The sequence below is a fragment of the Mycolicibacterium arenosum genome (assembly GCF_024320865.1).
GTDB lineage: Bacteria > Actinomycetota > Actinomycetes > Mycobacteriales > Mycobacteriaceae > Mycobacterium > Mycobacterium arenosum.
Window position 1 is genome coordinate 1 of sequence record NZ_JANDBD010000011.1, and the last position, 16638, is coordinate 16638.

20 protein-coding genes and 3 tRNA genes are annotated in these 16638 nt (G+C 63.7%); 18 read left to right on the forward strand and 5 right to left on the reverse strand.

The window, feature by feature from the left end:
• Window positions 1-156: 156 nt before the first annotated feature.
• From NM203_RS24090 to NM203_RS24105, 4 genes are all read right to left on the reverse strand, one after another.
• Window positions 157-870, reverse strand: coding sequence for a crotonase/enoyl-CoA hydratase family protein (locus NM203_RS24090; protein ID WP_255063062.1), 714 nt, complete (start codon window positions 868-870; stop codon window positions 157-159).
• Between the two features lie 49 nt (window positions 871-919).
• Window positions 920-1783 (reverse strand): DUF8453 domain-containing protein, encoded by an 864-nt coding sequence (locus tag NM203_RS24095; protein ID WP_255063063.1) that lies wholly within the window; start codon window positions 1781-1783, stop codon window positions 920-922.
• A gap of 106 nt (window positions 1784-1889) precedes the next feature.
• Complete coding sequence (locus NM203_RS24100) at window positions 1890-3185, reverse strand: DUF4352 domain-containing protein (protein WP_255063064.1); 1296 nt, start codon at window positions 3183-3185, stop codon at window positions 1890-1892.
• Window positions 3186-3261: 76 nt separating this feature from the next.
• Window positions 3262-3978 (reverse strand): MBL fold metallo-hydrolase, encoded by a 717-nt coding sequence (locus NM203_RS24105; protein WP_255063065.1) that lies wholly within the window; start codon window positions 3976-3978, stop codon window positions 3262-3264.
• A gap of 153 nt (window positions 3979-4131) precedes the next feature.
• Here NM203_RS24105 and NM203_RS24110 point away from each other — a divergent pair, with 153 nt between their 5' ends.
• The 13 genes from NM203_RS24110 to NM203_RS24170 all read left to right on the forward strand — a co-directional run bounded on the left by NM203_RS24110 (window position 4132) and on the right by NM203_RS24170 (window position 10107).
• Window positions 4132-4587: a DUF4352 domain-containing protein gene (locus NM203_RS24110; RefSeq protein WP_255063066.1), complete on the forward strand. Its 456-nt coding sequence runs from the start codon at window positions 4132-4134 to the stop codon at window positions 4585-4587.
• 92 nt (window positions 4588-4679) lie between these two features.
• Window positions 4680-4752 (forward strand) — tRNA-Thr (locus NM203_RS24115).
• 46 nt (window positions 4753-4798) lie between these two features.
• Window positions 4799-4872, forward strand: a tRNA-Met gene (locus tag NM203_RS24120).
• A gap of 32 nt (window positions 4873-4904) precedes the next feature.
• Window positions 4905-5072 (forward strand): 50S ribosomal protein L33, encoded by a 168-nt coding sequence (gene rpmG / locus NM203_RS24125; RefSeq protein WP_003881823.1) that lies wholly within the window; start codon window positions 4905-4907, stop codon window positions 5070-5072.
• A gap of 49 nt (window positions 5073-5121) precedes the next feature.
• The gene (gene hadA, locus NM203_RS24130) at window positions 5122-5598 is read left to right on the forward strand and encodes a (3R)-hydroxyacyl-ACP dehydratase subunit HadA (RefSeq protein WP_255063071.1); all 477 of its coding nucleotides are present in this window, start codon (window positions 5122-5124) and stop codon (window positions 5596-5598) included.
• Window positions 5585-6013: a (3R)-hydroxyacyl-ACP dehydratase subunit HadB gene (gene hadB / locus NM203_RS24135; RefSeq protein WP_255063074.1), complete on the forward strand. Its 429-nt coding sequence runs from the start codon at window positions 5585-5587 to the stop codon at window positions 6011-6013. The genes hadA and hadB overlap by 14 nt, the downstream gene beginning before the upstream one ends.
• A 3-nt stretch (window positions 6014-6016) precedes the next feature.
• A complete protein-coding gene (hadC, locus tag NM203_RS24140; RefSeq protein ID WP_255063075.1) occupies window positions 6017-6550 on the forward strand; it encodes a (3R)-hydroxyacyl-ACP dehydratase subunit HadC in 534 nt (177 codons plus the stop codon).
• A 118-nt stretch (window positions 6551-6668) separates the two neighbouring features.
• A tRNA-Trp gene (locus tag NM203_RS24145) sits at window positions 6669-6741 on the forward strand.
• Between the two features lie 75 nt (window positions 6742-6816).
• The gene (secE, locus tag NM203_RS24150; protein ID WP_255063077.1) at window positions 6817-7248 is read left to right on the forward strand and encodes a preprotein translocase subunit SecE; all 432 of its coding nucleotides are present in this window, start codon (window positions 6817-6819) and stop codon (window positions 7246-7248) included.
• A 46-nt stretch (window positions 7249-7294) separates the two neighbouring features.
• Window positions 7295-8155 (forward strand): transcription termination/antitermination protein NusG, encoded by an 861-nt coding sequence (nusG, locus tag NM203_RS24155; RefSeq protein ID WP_255063080.1) that lies wholly within the window; start codon window positions 7295-7297, stop codon window positions 8153-8155.
• Window positions 8156-8193: 38 nt separating this feature from the next.
• Window positions 8194-8622, forward strand: coding sequence for a 50S ribosomal protein L11 (rplK, locus tag NM203_RS24160; protein ID WP_255063082.1), 429 nt, complete (start codon window positions 8194-8196; stop codon window positions 8620-8622).
• Window positions 8623-8698: 76 nt separating this feature from the next.
• The gene (gene rplA, locus NM203_RS24165; RefSeq protein WP_255063083.1) at window positions 8699-9406 is read left to right on the forward strand and encodes a 50S ribosomal protein L1; all 708 of its coding nucleotides are present in this window, start codon (window positions 8699-8701) and stop codon (window positions 9404-9406) included.
• 83 nt (window positions 9407-9489) lie between these two features.
• Window positions 9490-10107 carry a M15 family metallopeptidase gene (locus NM203_RS24170; protein WP_255063355.1) on the forward strand — a complete coding sequence of 206 codons (618 nt, stop codon included), beginning with the start codon at window positions 9490-9492 and terminating at the stop codon, window positions 10105-10107.
• A 331-nt stretch (window positions 10108-10438) separates the two neighbouring features.
• Here NM203_RS24170 and NM203_RS24175 read toward each other — a convergent pair whose 3' ends face one another.
• Window positions 10439-11179 (reverse strand): endonuclease/exonuclease/phosphatase family protein, encoded by a 741-nt coding sequence (locus tag NM203_RS24175; protein WP_255063084.1) that lies wholly within the window; start codon window positions 11177-11179, stop codon window positions 10439-10441.
• Window positions 11180-12163: 984 nt separating this feature from the next.
• On the opposite strand from NM203_RS24175, the gene NM203_RS24180 reads away from it, so the two are divergent.
• The 5 genes from NM203_RS24180 to NM203_RS24200 all read left to right on the forward strand — a co-directional run bounded on the left by NM203_RS24180 (window position 12164) and on the right by NM203_RS24200 (window position 16638).
• A complete protein-coding gene (locus tag NM203_RS24180; RefSeq protein WP_255063086.1) occupies window positions 12164-13012 on the forward strand; it encodes a glycosyltransferase family 2 protein in 849 nt (282 codons plus the stop codon).
• Window positions 13013-13062: 50 nt separating this feature from the next.
• A complete protein-coding gene (locus NM203_RS24185; protein ID WP_255063088.1) occupies window positions 13063-14121 on the forward strand; it encodes a GHMP family kinase ATP-binding protein in 1059 nt (352 codons plus the stop codon).
• Entirely contained in the window at window positions 14106-14714 is a 609-nt protein-coding gene (locus NM203_RS24190; protein ID WP_255063090.1) for an SIS domain-containing protein, read from the forward strand. Before NM203_RS24185 ends, NM203_RS24190 begins: the two co-directional genes overlap by 16 nt.
• Window positions 14715-14812: 98 nt before the next feature.
• Complete coding sequence (locus NM203_RS24195; RefSeq protein WP_255063091.1) at window positions 14813-16054, forward strand: glycosyltransferase family 4 protein; 1242 nt, start codon at window positions 14813-14815, stop codon at window positions 16052-16054.
• The gene (locus NM203_RS24200) at window positions 16051-16638 is read left to right on the forward strand and encodes a D-glycero-alpha-D-manno-heptose-1,7-bisphosphate 7-phosphatase (RefSeq protein WP_255063092.1); all 588 of its coding nucleotides are present in this window, start codon (window positions 16051-16053) and stop codon (window positions 16636-16638) included. Before NM203_RS24195 ends, NM203_RS24200 begins: the two co-directional genes overlap by 4 nt.

A 16638-nucleotide genomic window follows, 5' to 3' on the forward strand; every position in this document is an offset into this window, starting at 1 on the left:
CCTGCAACTACCAGCGCGGCGACAAATCCACCCGGACCTACCGCACCCGCGAGCCTCAACCGGCATCATCGGTGTACGCGATGTCCTGAGACATATGTGTACGCGATGTCCCGAGACACCACACGTCGCTGAGCGAACGGAATCACGCCGAAATCCCTAAGTGCCGCTGAAGAACTCGTCGCGCAGTCCGTCGATCCCGGCCTGGATGGCCGCGATCCCGTCGCGGCGGGCCTTCAGCTTGCTGGCCCGGTGCGCCTTCACATGCAGTGTCGCGGCCGCCTCGGCCGCCACCTGCTGCGCACGCGGCAGCACCTGCTCGGGTTCGTCGACCAGCTCGTCGAGCCAGCCACCGGCCACCGCGGCGTCACCCGCGAAGGTCGCGGCCAGCGAGATGCCGCGCTGGAAAGCCGCCCGCGTCAAGCGCAGTCGCATGATCTCGATCGCCGAGATCGGCAGCACCATGCCGATCGCCACCTCGTTGGCCTGGCACCGGGTCCGCGGCGAGCCCACCCGGTGGTCGCCGCTCAGCAGCAGGAACGAGCCCATCGCGATCGCCGGTCCGGTCGCGGCGATGATCACCGGAACCGGGAACGACAGCAGCCGGATCGACAGCTCGAAACCGCCCGAGAGCATGCCCAGCGCCGCCTCCGCGTCACCGGAGTTGAACACCCCGAGATCGAAGCCCGCCGACAGCACCTTCTGGTTCCCGGCCAGCACGATCGCCTTGACCTCACCGGTTTCCGCGGACTTCTCGGCGCGATCCAGCGCCTCGTTGATGCTGGTCTGCATCGCCGGGGACAGCACGTTCACCTTGCCGTCGTCGAGCGCGATCGTCGCAACGGATTCGTCCAGCGTGTAGGTGACGCTCATCGGGCTCTCTTCCTCGAGGCAGTAGTCGGCCCGATGTTACTGAGCGCCGTTACGCCGGATCGCGGTGCCGCCCGCTGGCGCCCGATCGCGCGGGTTCGGCCGCCACGCCGTTCTTGATCCACGGGAATTCCAGCTCGGTGGTCTGATCGAACTGCGTTGTCCGCCAACGATCCTGGCATTCCTTGATCGCACGGTTCATGCGATCGATCTCCGTGCGGTAGACCTCGGGCCGCGAGTCCTTGATGGCGAAGTGGTAGTACGTCAGCACCGTCCGCAGCAGTTCCAGCTTCTGCTTCTCGCGCTTGGCCAGGTCGTGCGACGTCATCAACTCCAGGCGCTGGACCGGTTGCAGCGTGGCCCAGTCCAGCGTCACCTTGGTCTCGAACTCCTGGCGCTTGTTCCACATCTTGGCCATGCCCGGATCGCGGTCGGGGCGCGGCTTGTCGAAGTAGGTCAGGGTGCCGTCGAACCGCGAGCGGATGTTGCCGCCCAGTTCCTCCCGGCTGATCGCCGAGTCCCACACCGTTCGCCATTCCTGGCCGGGGGCTAGGAACGTCAGTTCGCTGGGCAGGTCGAGTTCGGCGACGTCGGGAGGTCCGTCGTAGTCGCTGTCCTCGTACGCGGCGACCGTCGGATGGTTGATGAAGTCGAGCTTGATGTCGTAGGCGGCGGTGCTGCCGAAGTTCTTCACGACGAGCTCGATCACGTGCCAGTCGGCCGCGTGCGGCTCCATGAACATCGTGACCTGCGGCCTGACCTGGTCGGCCCTGAGCTGGCGGTTCTTCTTGACCTGACGGTTGATGTACAGCAACGCGATGACGCCGAGCGTCAGTGCCGCCCATGCCGCGATCGCCAGCCAGCCGCCTGACCCCAGGTTCGCCAGATCGTCCAGTCGAGCTTGAATCCAGTCCACAGTGCCCTCACGTGGTCGATTCGAGTGTTGCCAGGCAGACTACTGCTTCGCTGGCGATCCCGTAAACACGTGGTCGCACCGTTGCTGGCGAACGACGCCAGTGCGGTCAGGACAGCGGCAGGTCCACGCCGGCGCTCATGATGTCGCCGTACACGTGAATCGAGTCGGCGGTCGTTCCGTCAGGCACGTCGAAGGCCACCGCCACGTCCAGCGTCTCACCGGGCTGGATCTCGAACGCCACGTTGCCGTTCGCGTAGAAGTTGCCCTCGTCGTCGGTGCGGATGCTCTGCCCGTTGGCGTTGAGCGTCTGCTGCGTCAGGAGGAACGACGACGACGACTCCGATGTGTTGGTGACGTCGAGCTCGACGATCAGGAACACGCCGTCGGCGGCGACCTCAAGGCCCTCGATATCGGAGGACTCGATGGTGTCGTAGGTGTCGACGTTCGTGACCCGGAACGTGAACGGGCCGTCGGTGACCTCGCCGCTGGGCGGCGCCGCAGCGGTCGTCTCCGCCGAGGTCGCCTCGCTCTCCGATGTCTCGGTGGTCTCCGACGCGCTGGCCCTGGTCTGCGAGGTCGAGGTGCTGGCCGATTCCGTCTTGTCGTCCTTCTTGAAGACGAAGAAGTAGGACAGCACCAGCGCGGCGATCAACACCACGGCGGCGATCGCGCCACCGATGATGAGGATCAGCTTGGTGTTGTTGCCGCCTCCACCGCCGGGCGCGCCGGACGAGTAGTCCGGCGGAGCCCCCGGCGGACCCGGCGGGGGCGGGTAGGACGCCGCATACGATGCGCCACCGGGCGGACTCGACGGCTGGCCGTATCCGGGAGGAGGCGTCGTCGGGGGCGGGCCGTATCCGGCAGGCGGGGTCGATGCAGGGGTCGACGCCGGGTAGGCCGGCGTCTCGTAGGTGGCGGTGGGCGGCTCGTAGGACGGTGTGACCGGCGGGTCGAAGGTGGGCGCCATCTGGGTTTCGGACGAGGGCTGCGCCTCCGCGGCGGGGGAATCCCACGACGGCATGGGCGGGGTTTCCCACGACGACGGGAACACCGGATCGGCCGGGGCCTCGGCGACGGAAGCGTCCGAAGCAGGGGCGGCGTCGGCGGCCGGGGCGTCCGCAACCGGGGTGGCGTCCGCGACGGGCGCGGCCTCCGGCGTCGGCTCGACCGGCGGCGTCACCATCGGAATCACCGTGGTCGCCCCTTCAGGCGGCGGCAGCTTCACGATCGACGTGGGCTGCTCGCTGAAGTTGTACTCGGCGGGCGGCTGGGCCGACTCCTGCGCCGGTTCCGCAGGCGCTCCGGGTGGCGGCGTGCGGTGCTCCGTCCAGAGGGTTCCGTCCCAGTAGCGCAGGCCACCGGGCACCTCGGTGTCGGGGTACCAGCCAGCAGGTGTCGTCATCCCAGGGTCCTCCCAGTCAGGCGCCTCACAGACGTCGCGACCGGACAATAGCGCAGGTCAGCAACCGCCGCGTGGATTAGCCGCCCATCACCATGCGCCACTGGTCCAGATTGCTCGCGCGATAGACGTAATTCGTTTTGCGGACGTCGGACAGCGACGCGCTGGGCTCCTGCGAATACCAGTGGCCGGGGAACACCGTCGGGTCACCGGGCAGCGCCGCGAGAGCCTGCAGGCTGCGGAACATCTCGTCGACGTCGCCGCCGGGGAAGTCGGTGCGGCCGCAGCCCTCGAGGAACAGCGTGTCACCCGCGACCAGGCGTCCGTCGAGCAGGAAGCACTGGCTGCCCGGCGTGTGTCCGGGCGTGTGCAGCAGCTCGATGTCGACGGCGCCGACGGCCACCTTGTCGCCGTGCTCGTGAGAGGTCAAGTCGCTCAACGGGATTCCAGTGACTCGCGAAACCCAGTCGGCCTCGTGAGTGTTGACGTGGACGGGAACGCTGACCCGCTCGAGCAGTTCGGCGAGGCCCTTGAGCTCGAAGCCCATCATCGACCCGCCCACGTGGTCGGGGTGGTGGTGGCTGACGAGCACCCCGGACAGGTGCAGACCGTCGTTCTCCAGGATGTCGAGGAGGTCGTTGGCCGCGTACGCCGGATCGACGACGACGCAGTCGCCGGTCTCGCGGTCGCCGATGAGATAGGCGAAGTTGCGCATCTGCTGGGCGATCACGTCGTTCGCCGCGAAATCGCGGCCCGACAGCAGCTGACGGAAGTAGAGGCGATCCGGTTCTGACATGGGGCAAGAGTAGGCAGTGACGATCCTGCTGCTGCGCCGGGAGTCCGAGCGGACTAGCCTCAACTACCAGCAATCGACCAGCTCGCTCACAGGAAGACCGGCAACGTGGCGGCATCCGAAACGCAGACTTCGAGCACGCGCTACCTAAGCGGGATGCTCGCTGCCGTGCTGGTCGCGGTGGCGGTGTCGGTGGGCGTCGCGTTCTCGGTGGCCGACCGCGCACACGGGGCGGAGAGCGTCGACGCCCGCACCGGCGACCTGGCGTTCGTCGTGCACCGCGTCGAGACCACCGACGTCATCGCCGACCCCGAGTACCCGACGGACAACGTGAGCGCCGACGGCCGCTTCGTCGTCGTCAAGCTCACCGTCATCAACACCTCGGACGACCGGGAGGTCTTCCACGCCGCCTTCAGCACGCTGTCCGACGGCGCCGCGCAGTACGAGGTGGAGCCGGCGGCGTGGCACTACGTCGGCAACGCCGATCGGGCGCTGGGGCCGCGCGAGTCGATCGAGGCGGCGTTGGTGTTCGACGTGCCGAGAGGCGCGGATCCGCGGGCGATCGTGCTCCGCACCGAACCCGCGTCGACCGGCGTGTCCGTCCCGTTGTGACGGCCGTTCGCCGAGCGCGCACTTACTGGTTTGGCTGCGCAGAGTCCGAGAATGTACCCTCTTTAAGGCTCGCGGCACTGCAGCGAGGCAAGGCCCCCTTAGCTCAGTCGGTAGAGCGTTTCCATGGTAAGGAAAAGGTCAACGGTTCGATTCCGTTAGGGGGCTCGGTTTGGGCGCGCTCGGTGCTAAGACTTGAGTGCGATCCGTCCGGGGCGGTGTAGCTCAGCTGGTTAGAGCGCACGACTCATAATCGTGAGGTCGGGGGATCGAGCCCCCCCACCGCTACAGAGCACTAGAAACGACGAAGGACTGAAGACGTGGCCTCAAGTACTGACGTACGGCCCAAGATCACCTTGGCCTGCGAGGTGTGCAAGCACCGCAACTACATCACCAAGAAGAACCGCCGCAACGATCCCGATCGCCTCGAGATCAAGAAGTTCTGCCCGAACTGCGGCACGCATCAGCCGCACAAGGAATCGCGCTAGCGGTTCCACCCTCGGGCTCAGCCCGGGGTGAACGGTAGGTTCACTGACTGTGGCTCTGTCGCCTGACATCGTCGGGAAGCACTTCCGATACCCCGATCACTACGTGGTCGGGCGCGAGAAGCTTCGTGAGTACGCCGTTGCGGTCAAGAACGACGACGCCGCCCTGCACGATGACGCCGCGGCCGCCGAACTCGGGCATGCGACGCTTCCGGCGGCGCTGACCTTCATCTCGGTGTTCGGTTACACGGCGCAGCTCGCGTTCTTCGACAACGCCAACATCGGCATCAAGGACGCGAAGATCGTCCAGGTCGACCAGGCCCTGAAGTTCGTCAGGCCGATCTTCGCCGGGGACAAGCTGTTCTGCGACGTCTACGTCGACTCGGTGCGGCAGGCCCACGGCACGGACATCATCGTGACCAAGAACATCATCACGAACGAGGCCGGCGACGTCGTGCAGGAGAGTTACACCACCCTGGCGGGTCGATCGGGCGAAGGAGAAGAGGGTTTCAACGATGGCACTGCGTGAGTTCGATTCGGTGAAGGTGGGTGACACGCTTCCCGAGAAGACGATCCCGCTGACGCGCGGCGACCTGGTCAACTACGCCGGCGTGTCCGGCGACCTCAACCCGATCCACTGGGACGACGAGATCGCCAAGCAGGTCGGCCTCGACACCGCCATCGCCCACGGCATGCTGACGATGGGGCTCGGCGGCGGCTACGTCACCTCCTGGGTCGGCGACCCGGCCGCGGTCACCGAGTACAACGTCAGGTTCACCGCCGTCGTGCCGGTCCCGAACGACGGCGTGGGTGCTGAAATCGTCTTCAACGGTCGCGTGAAATCCGTTGACCCGGAAGACAAGTCGGTCGTGATCGCGCTATCCGCCACGACCGGGGGGAAGAAGATCTTCGGCCGCGCCGTCGCCACCGCGAAGCTGGCGTGACGCGTGGCACTCAAGACTGACATCCGCGGGATGGTCTGGAAGTACCCCGACGTCTTCGTCGTGGGCAGGGAGCAGGTTCGCCAGTACGCCAGGGCCGTGAAGTCGGCGCATCCGGCGACCATCGACGAGGCCGCCGCGGCGGAGCTGGGTCACGAGGCTCCGATCGCGCCGTTGACGTTCGCCGCGATCTTCGCGGTGATGATCCAGAACCACTTCTTCCAGCACGTCGACATCGGCCTGGAGGCCATGCAGATCGTGCAGGTCGACCAGAGGTTCACCTTCCACCGCCCGATCCGGGTCGGTGACCGTCTGACGGGAACCATGCACATCGAGTCGGTCGACGAGCGCTTCGGTGCCGACATCGTCACCACCCGCAACGTGTGCGCCGAACAGGACGGCACGGTCGTCATGGAGGCGTTCACCACGCTGATGGGCCACGAGGGTGATAACTCGATCTCGGCGAAGTGGGATCCGGAAACCGGTCAGGTGGTGCGAACGGCGGTCAAGGCCGGCGGTTCGGCCGCTGGAACGGATTAGTAACCGACACCAGGGCCGTTGTACACTCGGTCCTCGGGGTTTCCCCAATTCAGCGCGCTGTCCGTCGGTGTGTCATCGGCCGATCGGGGAGCGCGTGAATTGTGTAAGCCCCACCCGAAGGGGCGTAGCTCAACTGGCAGAGCAGCGGTCTCCAAAACCGCAGGTTGCAGGTTCAAGTCCTGTCGCCCCTGCTGAAGGCGAATACTCGACACGCGTGGACACTGGAGAGTGACCACCACACCGGACGAAGGATTAGGGAGCACGCGGTGAGCGACGAGCGCGACGGTGCCGGCTCCGCAGGCGACGACACGGGTACCGACGACACTCCCGGTACCGGCGACGACCGTGCGCAGACGACGGTCGTAACGCGACCCCAGCGGCCCACCGGTAAGCGACCCCGCCGGGAGGTCGCCGATTCGGACGCCGCGCCCGCGACCGAGGTCAAGCTGACGAAGAACGGCGACGGCACGAAGAAGCCGAAGGCCGCGAAGAAGACCGGGCCGTCCCGGAACCCGATCATGTTCGTCGTCAACTACCTGAAGCAGGTCGTTGCCGAGCTGCGCAAGGTGATCTGGCCGAACCGCAAGCAGATGGTCAGCTACACCACCGTCGTGCTGATCTTCCTGGCGTTCATGGTGGCGCTGATCGGCGGCGTCGACCTGGGGCTGGCCAAGCTGATCACGCTGGTGTTCGGCTGACCGAGCCACTGCGCGATTGACCGATGTTTAGAGAGGAACCACTACCGTGACGAGCTTCGAAGGCGAATCCGCCTCGGCTGTGTCCGAGGCACGCATTGAAGCCGCGGATCCGACGACCGTGATCGCCGACGAGACGGCCGAGCACCTCGAGGAGACGAGTGCTGCCGAGGCCGTCGAGGAGGCGACGCCCGACTCCGAGGCCGACGCCGCCGCCGACGATGCGCCGGCCGCCGACGAGGCGCCCGCGGCTGAGGACGAGTCGACTGAGTCCGCCGAAGAGCTGGACCCGGTTGAGGCGCTGAAGAAGGAACTGCGGCTCAAGCCCGGCGACTGGTACGTCATCCACTCCTACGCCGGTTACGAGAACAAGGTGAAGGCCAACCTCGAGACCCGCGTGCAGAACCTCGACGTCGGCGACTACATCTTCCAGGTCGAGGTCCCGACCGAAGAAGTCACCGAGATCAAGAACGGCCAGCGCAAGCAGGTCAACCGCAAGGTGCTGCCCGGCTACATCCTGGTCCGCATGGAACTCAACGACGAGTCGTGGGGCGCGGTGCGCAACACGCCCGGCGTCACCGGCTTCGTCGGCGCCACGTCGCGGCCGTCGCCGCTGACGCTGAACGACGTGACGAAGTTCCTGCTGCCGCCCGCCGCGGCGAAGAAGCCGGCCAAGTCGACCTCGGCGGCCTCGGCTGCCGCGTCGTCGGAGGCCACGCTCGAGCGTCCCGAAATCCTGGTCGATTTCGAGGTCGGCGAGTCGGTCACCGTCATGGACGGGCCGTTCGCCACGCTGCCCGCGTCGATCAGCGAGGTCAATGCCGAGCAGCAGAAGCTCAAGGTGCTGGTGTCCATCTTCGGACGCGAGACACCCGTCGAACTGACCTTCACGCAGGTCGCAAAGATCTAACGGGCATCCGGCCCGCCAAGAAAGGAAACACCACAGCTATGCCCCCGAAGAAGAAGGTCTCCGGGCTGATCAAACTGCAGATCCAGGCCGGGCAGGCCAACCCCGCCCCGCCGATCGGTCCTGCACTCGGCCAGCACGGCGTCAACATCATGGAGTTCTGCAACGCCTACAACCAGGCGACGCAGGATCAGCGCGGCAACACGATCCCCGTCGAGATCACGGTCTACGAGGATCGCAGCTTCACGTTCGTGCTGAAGACCCCGCCCGCCGCCAAGCTGCTGCTCAAGGCCGCTGGTGTGCAGAAGGGTTCCGGCGAGCCGCACAAGACCAAGGTCGCCACGGTGACGTGGGATCAGGTGCGCGAGATCGCCGAGACCAAGAAGGAAGACCTGAACGCCAACGACATCGATGCGGCGGCGAAGATCATCGCCGGCACCGCTCGGTCGATGGGCATCACGGTCAAGTAGCAGTACCCAGAAGGCGTGGGAGGGCCCGCTTCGGCCCGCTGAACCACGGCTCCAACAACACACGATTGGAATCCCAATGAGCAAGACAAGCAAGGCATACCGCGAAGCCGCCGAGAAGGTCGATCGCGACAATCTGTACAGCCCCCTGGAAGCCGCTCGGCTGGCCAAGGAGACGGCGTCGAAGAAGCAGGACGCGACCGTTGAGGTCGCCATCCGCCTCGGCGTCGACCCCCGCAAGGCAGACCAGATGGTGCGCGGCACCGTCAACCTGCCGCACGGAACCGGCAAAACCGCCCGCGTCGTGGTGTTCGCGGTCGGTGACAAGGCGGAGGCCGCGTTGGCCGCGGGTGCTGACGAGGTTGGCAGCGACGACCTGATCGAGAAGATCCAGGGCGGCTTCCTGGACTTCGACGCCGCGATCGCGACGCCGGACCAGATGGCCAAGGTCGGCAAGATCGCCCGCGTGCTCGGCCCGCGCGGTCTGATGCCGAACCCGAAGACCGGCACCGTGACGCCCGACGTCGCGAAGGCCGTGCAGGACATCAAGGGCGGCAAGATCAACTTCCGCGTCGACAAGCAGGCCAACCTGCACTTCGTGATCGGCAAGGCGTCGTTCGACGACACGAAGCTGGCCGAGAACTACGGCGCCGCGCTCGACGAGGTCCTGCGCGCCAAGCCGTCGTCCTCGAAGGGCCGCTACCTCAAGAAGATCGTCGTCTCGACGACCACCGGCCCCGGCATCCCCGTGGACCCGGCCGTCACGCGGAACTTCACCGAGGAGTAATCCTCTTGCCCTACGCGAAGGCTCCGTCACGTCCGGCGTGTCGGAGCCTTTTGCGTGTGTTCGTGTTCGGAGTGACTGCGATCATGCTCTTGATGTCATCCGGTACCGCGTCCGCTGACGTCCCGCCGGTGTCGCCGCAAGCCGCGGCCGCCGGGCTGGTCGACGTCCGCAGCGTCGTGCCCGACGCGCGGATCGATCTGCGGTACGCGACGACGAACAACTTCACCGGTGTCCAGCTGTACCCGGCCGACGCCCGCTGCCTGGTGCACGAGTCGCTGGCGCCGGGTCTGACCGTTGCGGCGCAACGGCTTCGGGAGCGCGGCCTGGTGCTGGTGTTCTGGGACTGCTACCGGCCACACGACGTGCAGGTGCGGATGTTCCAGGTCGTCCCGAACCCGAATTGGGTGGCACGACCGGCGGACTACGCGAAGAGTCACGAGTCGGGCCGTTCGGTCGACGTGACCTACGCCGACGCGCACTACGGCTGGCTGGCCGACATGGGCACCGGCTTCGACGACTTCACGCCGCGCAGCTATGCGAACGCCACCGAAGGCCTTACCGCGCAGCAGGTTTCGAATCGCAAGCTGCTGCGCGATGCGATGGCCGCAGGCGGGCTGACCGTCTACTCCGGTGAGTGGTGGCACTTCGACGGACCGGGCGCGGGCGATCCCCGGCCGATTCTGGACGTGCCCGTCAACTGAGTGCTAGGCGATCATGTCCATGATCGGAGCCTGCGCTTGCCTCGGCGAAGAGTTTCATCGGCTGCGTCGACATTGTTGCGGCGGGTCCGTTTGAATGTTCGCGGGTTTGAAAACGGCCTGCGCTTGGTAAAACACGCGGGTCGAACGCGGGCTTGTCGTCGTCTGCGTGCAAGCTCGGCAAATGCGGTTCACGGCTATATGCTCGCCGTGCGGTCGCTTTCTTGGCCGAGCGCGGCTGTTCGTAATCCGGGCAATTCGGGTACTCAATCCTTCACGATGTAGAACAGCCGTCGCGTTCGCCGCAGTCAAACTCGTCGCGCGGTATCGACTGCTAGTCGGCCGTCGAGAGGACCACCGTCGTGAGGAGTGCGCGGTGATCGGTTCCGGCGACGTCCACCGTGTCCGTAGAGACGGCGGTACTGTTTCGGGTCAAAAAGTGGTCGATGCCGATCAACGGCGGGATCTTGCGGTTCGACGGGTAAGTCAGTTCGCGGCCGGCGCCGGACTGCTCGGCGGCATCGCGGTAACCGTTATTTAGCAGTGCGCGGTAGGGCATCATGTCGATGGTCGAGTTGAAGTCGCCGCCGATGAGGATCGGTGCGTCGCCTGCCTCGGTCGCGAGTTCGTTCAGCGTCTGCGGAAAGCGCCCGACGTCCTGGTGCCAGGTGTCGATGGGTTGAGGCCACGGTGCGGCGAAATGCATTGATACGACAGTTAAGTCGTTGAGTGTGTTCGGGGAACGGAGCTTCGCCTTCACCATCGCCATCTGATAGCCGGGGACGTGGTCTGTCCCCGTCAGCGGGTAGCGGCTATAGACGGCGGCACCCGAAGCGCCCGGCCGTGCATCGACGGCCTTGAAGGGGAAGGTGCGGTCGATGCCCGCCTCCGTCAGACCCCGCACCGCCTCGGGGGTCAACTCCTGCAGCATAAGGACGTCGGCGTTGTCGGAGGCGATCGCCACGACCGAACGGGGATCGGCGCCGCCGTAAAGCATGTTGAGCGTGATCGCGCGGATCGCGGGGCCCGGCGCGTCCCCGTCGGCGCGGACGTACCAGGGCAGTTGCGGCGCCACGAGAGCCAGAGCGATACACGTGGCGACGCTTGCCATGAGGAGGGCGACGGCCCCAGACGAACAGCAGCAGTGCGGCCAGCGCGGTGGGGCTCAAGTACGGCGCCGCGATGACGGCGTAGAGCATGCGGTGACCGGGGATGGGTGCGTAGCGTGCGACAAGCGCGACCGTCGCGATGAGCAGTAAACCGACGCCACCCACGATGCTGGTGACTCGCCGTGCGGCGCTCAGGGGATCTCCCTTGTGTCAAGTGCGGAGCGATCGCCTCCAGTATCCCCGTGTCATTGCTGGCGGCACACAAGTCGCGAACTAGCACGTGCAGAATCGAAGCAACCTCCGCACTGATACTGGGATCCGTTGTCGTGAAGTGGTTTTGAAACAAAGAACGCGCGGGCAGCATTTGCTCGAAAGGGCCCGCCTGCATTGCGTCAACCGCCTGCGCTGTGGTAACGCCGACGTCAGACGCCTTAGCGCTTCGGGCGACGTGCAGGCGCAGACCTTCCGGCTTTGCGTACGCGTTTGCCGGTGATTCCTCGCCCCCGAGCCGCAGAAGTGGCAAATGACGAGACGAAAGAATTGTGCCGTCCATTGTGTGCTCTGAGCATTGCCCGAAGCGTTCAAGATCGGCATATGTGCACCTAGGGCCGTTTTCGTACCAATACAATGGTTCTGCTTGCAGATGGCATTGTTGTGTGTCACTATCTGCTGGCAAAGTTTTTGTCGCGGTGCGGGTCCGAGCATCGGAGTACCGCGACACCAGGGGGAGCGCAAGGGGGATATCAAGCGGCGTCTATCGGGCGCCGCAGGAAGGCCTTGGCAGGCCTTCGTCTACGGGGGCGGACACTTCACACACTGATCGGGCGCGGGTTCGCGTTGCCGGTCGGATAGCCGCGCATCAGCATCGTGCACCGGTGTTGGGTCGGCGTCGTCTAGCCCTGGATACACACAAAGTTTGTCATCCATCTAGACGAGAAAGATCGCACCGAATGACCAAACTGGTCGGAATATGGGACGGCGTTCCACACGACACAACACGACCGAGCGTGACCGTCGTCGTGCCCGCGCTCAATGAGGCACGAAACTTACCGCATGTCGCGGCTCGGATGCCCGTTGACGTCGATGAATTGGTCTTCGTTGATGGAGGCTCCGTGGATGGGACCGCTGATGTTGCAAGAGCGCTCTGGCCAGCTGCAAAGCATCTTCGACAAACTCGAAGAGGAAAGGGCAACGCACTTGCGTGCGGCTTTGCAGCAGCTACAGGTGACATCGTTGTCATGCTTGATGCCGATGGCAGCACCGACCCGCAGGAAATCCCGCGCTACGTTGCAGCTTTAACGTCTGGTGCCGACTTCGCGAAGGGGTCGCGGTTCATCCAGGGCGGTGGAAGCTCCGACATCACGCGTTTCCGCAGAGTCGGCAATGCTGCCTTGAACAAACTGGTGAATGTACTCTTCGGCACGAAGTACACAGATCTCTGCTACGGGTACAACGCGTTCTGGCGCCGGCACGTGATTGAGATGCGCCTACCGGATGTCGAGACCCAAACCCCCCAGTGGGGTGACGGATTCGAGATCGAAACACTTGTGAATGTGCGGGTTGCGGCAAGTGGGTTGAAGATTGCCGAGGTCTGCAGCTTCGAGAGCAGCCGGATACACGGTGTCAGCAATCTGAACGCGGTGAGTGACGGACTTCGAGTCCTGCGCACGATAAAACAGGAGTACGCCTACGCACGCGCAAGTGAGCGCCGCGTTGCGCCGCCCGTCACGGTCGACTTCAACGTTTCGGCTTCGCCTATCAGTGACTCGCTGATGTCACAAGCTGAAGCGACTGCCTGATGCCTGCGCACACAGTCACAGCCCCGTATTGGCTCGACCGGGACAACTCGGTGACGTCGGAGCAGATTCTTGCCTCGCGAAAACGGGTTCGGTCGCGCGCACCGTTGAGGCTGGGGCTGGCCGGCGGCGGGACCGACGTCGCCCCGTACTGCGATGTCTTTGGTGGGGTCGTTCTTAACGCGACTATCGATCGCTATTGCTACGCGACCCTGGAGGAGTGTATCGGCGAGACTGTCGAGTTCGTTGCACCGGATCTCGGTCTCACCGATCGACTTGAAATGGACTGTGACGTTTGCCCTTCGGCGCCGCTGCTTCTTCATCGGGCCATATACCAACGCATGACACAAGAGTTCGATCTGGGGCGCCCGTCAGTTCGGCTGACAACCGTCTCAGACGCGCCCCCAGGATCGGGCCTCGGATCGTCGTCGACCCTCGTGGTGTCAGTCGTCGAAGCCTTTCGTGAGTACTTCTCGCTCCCGCTTAGCGAGTACGACATCGCACGCCTCGCGTTCGAGATCGAGCGCCTGGACTTTGGCCAGGCCGGTGGCAGCCAAGATCAGTACGCTGCGGCATTCGGCGGCTTCAACATCATGGAGTTCGGCGAGAACGGACGCGTGATTGTTAATCCCCTGCGGATTAAGGAAGCAACCCAACGAGAGCTCGAAGCGTCAATCCTGCTATTTCACACGGGAATTTCGCGCGAGTCCGCCAAGATCATCGATCGCCAGACCCATCACATCGCCACTGGTTCGACCGCCCAGATCGAGGCCACACACGAACTCAAAGAAGAAGCGATCGCAATGAAGGAATCGCTACTTCGTGGTGACCTGGGCCAACTGGCTACGGTTCTCAACCGCGGTTGGAATGCGAAGAAGAAGCTCGCAGAGGGCATCACGAACAGTCACATCGAGGAGTGCTTTACGGTCGCGCGTGGTGCCGGTGCTCTCGCAGGCAAAGTCTCGGGTGCCGGCGGAGGCGGATACATCCTCTTCCTCACTGATCCGGTGAGACGTCCTGCGGTGGCGCGGGCTCTCGAGCAGCTCAACGTTGGTTCGGTACAACCGGTTCATTTCGTCTCTGAGGGAGCAGTCGCGTGGTCGCTACGGTGAGTTTGGATGTTGCTAAGTTCATCTCGGCGGAAATCGACAAGAGCCGAGCAGCAATCGACGCCCTCGATTCGACCGCAAACAAGCAGTTGCTCAGGTCGATTGCAGATCGCATCGTTGATTCGATCGCAGCCGGGGGAAAAATTATGTTCTGCGGCAACGGCGGATCGGCGGCGGATGCTCAACACCTTGCGGCAGAGCTTGTTGGACGCCAGAACTACAATCGCTCTGCCGCGGCAGGATTGGCATTGACAGTTGATACCTCGGCCCTCACCGCCATAGGCAACGATTACGGGTTCGACAGGGTATTCTCCCGACAGGTTGAAGCACTTGGCCGATACGGCGACGTGCTGATCGGCATTTCGACGTCAGGACGTTCCCAGAACATCGTGCGGGCTTTCGAGGTAGCGCACGATCGAGGAATTTTGACGATTGCCTTTACTGGTGCTGAGTCACGGGACATGGGCTGTGCCGACATTCAGCTGGAGGTGCCTGCGACCGAAACAGCGAAAATCCAAGAACTCCACATCACATGCGGTCACATCGTCTTCGCGCTCGTTGAACGTATCCTCTTTCCTGCGGATCCTGCGCCCTAGTGCGTCACCGAGTCGTTGGCCGCCGTTCCGAACGCTAGTCGCGGTAACTCACTGTGGGCACCGAAAGCAGCAGATCAACTCGACACGAGAGGACTTCGTTGAACAGCATCGACTCGCTCAGCCTGCCGTCGGACTACGGCAAGTATGACGATGACGTAATGGTCGTCGGTCCTGGTGCGCGGTTCCTCTCGGGCATTGGCTATCACACCGCGTCGATGGTGAATGCATTCGCCAAGTGCGGTCACAGTGTAAGCGCACTGCTCATCCGTGATCTGTGCCCACGGTGGCTCTATCCAGGTCGGGATCGCATTGGTAACCACGGAATTGATGTTCTCCGGTTGGCGGAGGTCCCTATCTCCGAGAGCTTGGACTGGTACTGGGGGCCCTCCATTCTTAGGTCGATCGCTTTCCTCCGATCACGAAGGCCGAGGGTGGTGATCCTCCAATGGTGGACTGCGGTAACCGCACACACCTATCTGCTTCTCGCGCTCTTGGGCCGACTCCAGGGTGCCAGTGTCGTCATCGAGATGCATGAGATCACCGACGTCGGCGAAGCGTCCATTCCCTTTGTTTCGGCATACGCCAAGGGGATGATGCGACTGATAGCTCGATTGACCAATGGTGTGGTGGTGCATTCGAATACCGACATCGGGACAATGCAGACGGCATATCCGACGTTGGCACAACTTCCTGTGAGTGTGGTGTTCCCTGGACCTCTGAAGCATTCGGAGCACCGGGAGCACGTAACCAGCACAGTCGAAGGCGGTGGCACCGGGTCAGAAATTACTCGGTTCTTGTTCTTCGGAATCATAAGGTCTTACAAGGGAATTGACGAGCTCGCCGCCGCATTCACATCGCTTGTCGACGATGGCGAGGCAGTGCATCTGACTGTCGCAGGCGAAGCGTGGGCTGACGCGGAGGCGGCGCTTTCCGTCATTAGGAAAGTCGAGAGTCGACACTACCGAATTGTTTCGGGCTATATACCCGACGAGGAAGTCACTCAGTTGTTCGAGTCCACTGACATAGTTGTGGCTCCGTACCGACGGGCGTCCGCTTCTGGTCCGGTCAATCTGACGATGGAAGCAGGCCTGCCGCTGGTCACGACTAGGGTGCCGGCATTGGAGGAAGCCTGTCGCGACTACCGTGGCGTACTTTTCGCCGCGGTCGAGGATCCCGACGATCTGCGCGCCGTAATGAAGCGAGCAATGGGGATGGTCGGCTCGCGATTCCACAACCCACATGGTTGGGATGCCAATGCTACAGAGTATTTCGAGTTCTTCGACCGGTTGATGACGAGAGACATCGATTCGAGCGATCTGACTGCCAGTCGCACAACATGATCCGTTACATTGGCGCAGATCTCATCGCGTCGGTCCGCCGAGGGCTCTTTCTTGATCGCGATGGAGTTTTGAACCGCAGGGCGGTCGACGGATACGTAACCGATCCACGCGATTTCGAGCTCCTGAACGTCACGCTTGATGCTGCGCGATGGGCGCAGTCAACAGGAGCTGCACTTGTCGTTGTTACCAACCAAGGCGCGATTGGCCGAGGGCTCGCGACTGAAGCAGACGTCCTCGCGGTGCACGCCGTGCTTATGGACGCTCTAGCCAGCCAAGGAGTCCACCTCGACGCGATCTACACATGTCCACATCATCCGGCCGCAATCGAATCTTCGCAGCGATCGTGTAAGTGTCGGAAGCCAGCACCAGGATTGATTGTTGCAGCCGCAGCGGATCTGAAGCTCGATCTGTCCCAGTCAATTCTGATTGGCGATCAGATGACAGATATGAAAGCTGCAACGGCGGCCGGAATTCCAAGGGAGAACGCAGTTCTCGTCGATGTCAACGGGGACAGAAAGTTGCTGAAGCGAACTTTAGAGTCGATATGGAAGACCTCGGACTCGATGGCGGAAGCGGTCTCATGA

Excerpts from the sequence above, each read along its gene's own strand:
- NM203_RS24170 (WP_255063355.1), top strand. The coding sequence starts at position 9,490 with ATGCTCTTGATGTCATCCGGTACCGCGTCCGCTGACGTCCCGCCGGTG.
- NM203_RS24090 (WP_255063062.1), bottom strand. The coding sequence starts at position 870 with ATGAGCGTCACCTACACGCTGGACGAATCCGTTGCGACGATCGCGCTC.
- NM203_RS24110 (WP_255063066.1), top strand. The coding sequence starts at position 4,132 with ATGCTCGCTGCCGTGCTGGTCGCGGTGGCGGTGTCGGTGGGCGTCGCG.
- rplK (WP_255063082.1), top strand. The coding sequence starts at position 8,194 with ATGCCCCCGAAGAAGAAGGTCTCCGGGCTGATCAAACTGCAGATCCAG.
- NM203_RS24105 (WP_255063065.1), bottom strand. The coding sequence starts at position 3,978 with ATGTCAGAACCGGATCGCCTCTACTTCCGTCAGCTGCTGTCGGGCCGC.
- NM203_RS24200 (WP_255063092.1), top strand. The coding sequence starts at position 16,051 with ATGATCCGTTACATTGGCGCAGATCTCATCGCGTCGGTCCGCCGAGGG.
- NM203_RS24100 (WP_255063064.1), bottom strand. The coding sequence starts at position 3,185 with ATGACGACACCTGCTGGCTGGTACCCCGACACCGAGGTGCCCGGTGGC.
- hadB (WP_255063074.1), top strand. The coding sequence starts at position 5,585 with ATGGCACTGCGTGAGTTCGATTCGGTGAAGGTGGGTGACACGCTTCCC.
- rplA (WP_255063083.1), top strand. The coding sequence starts at position 8,699 with ATGAGCAAGACAAGCAAGGCATACCGCGAAGCCGCCGAGAAGGTCGAT.
- NM203_RS24180 (WP_255063086.1), top strand. The coding sequence starts at position 12,164 with ATGACCAAACTGGTCGGAATATGGGACGGCGTTCCACACGACACAACA.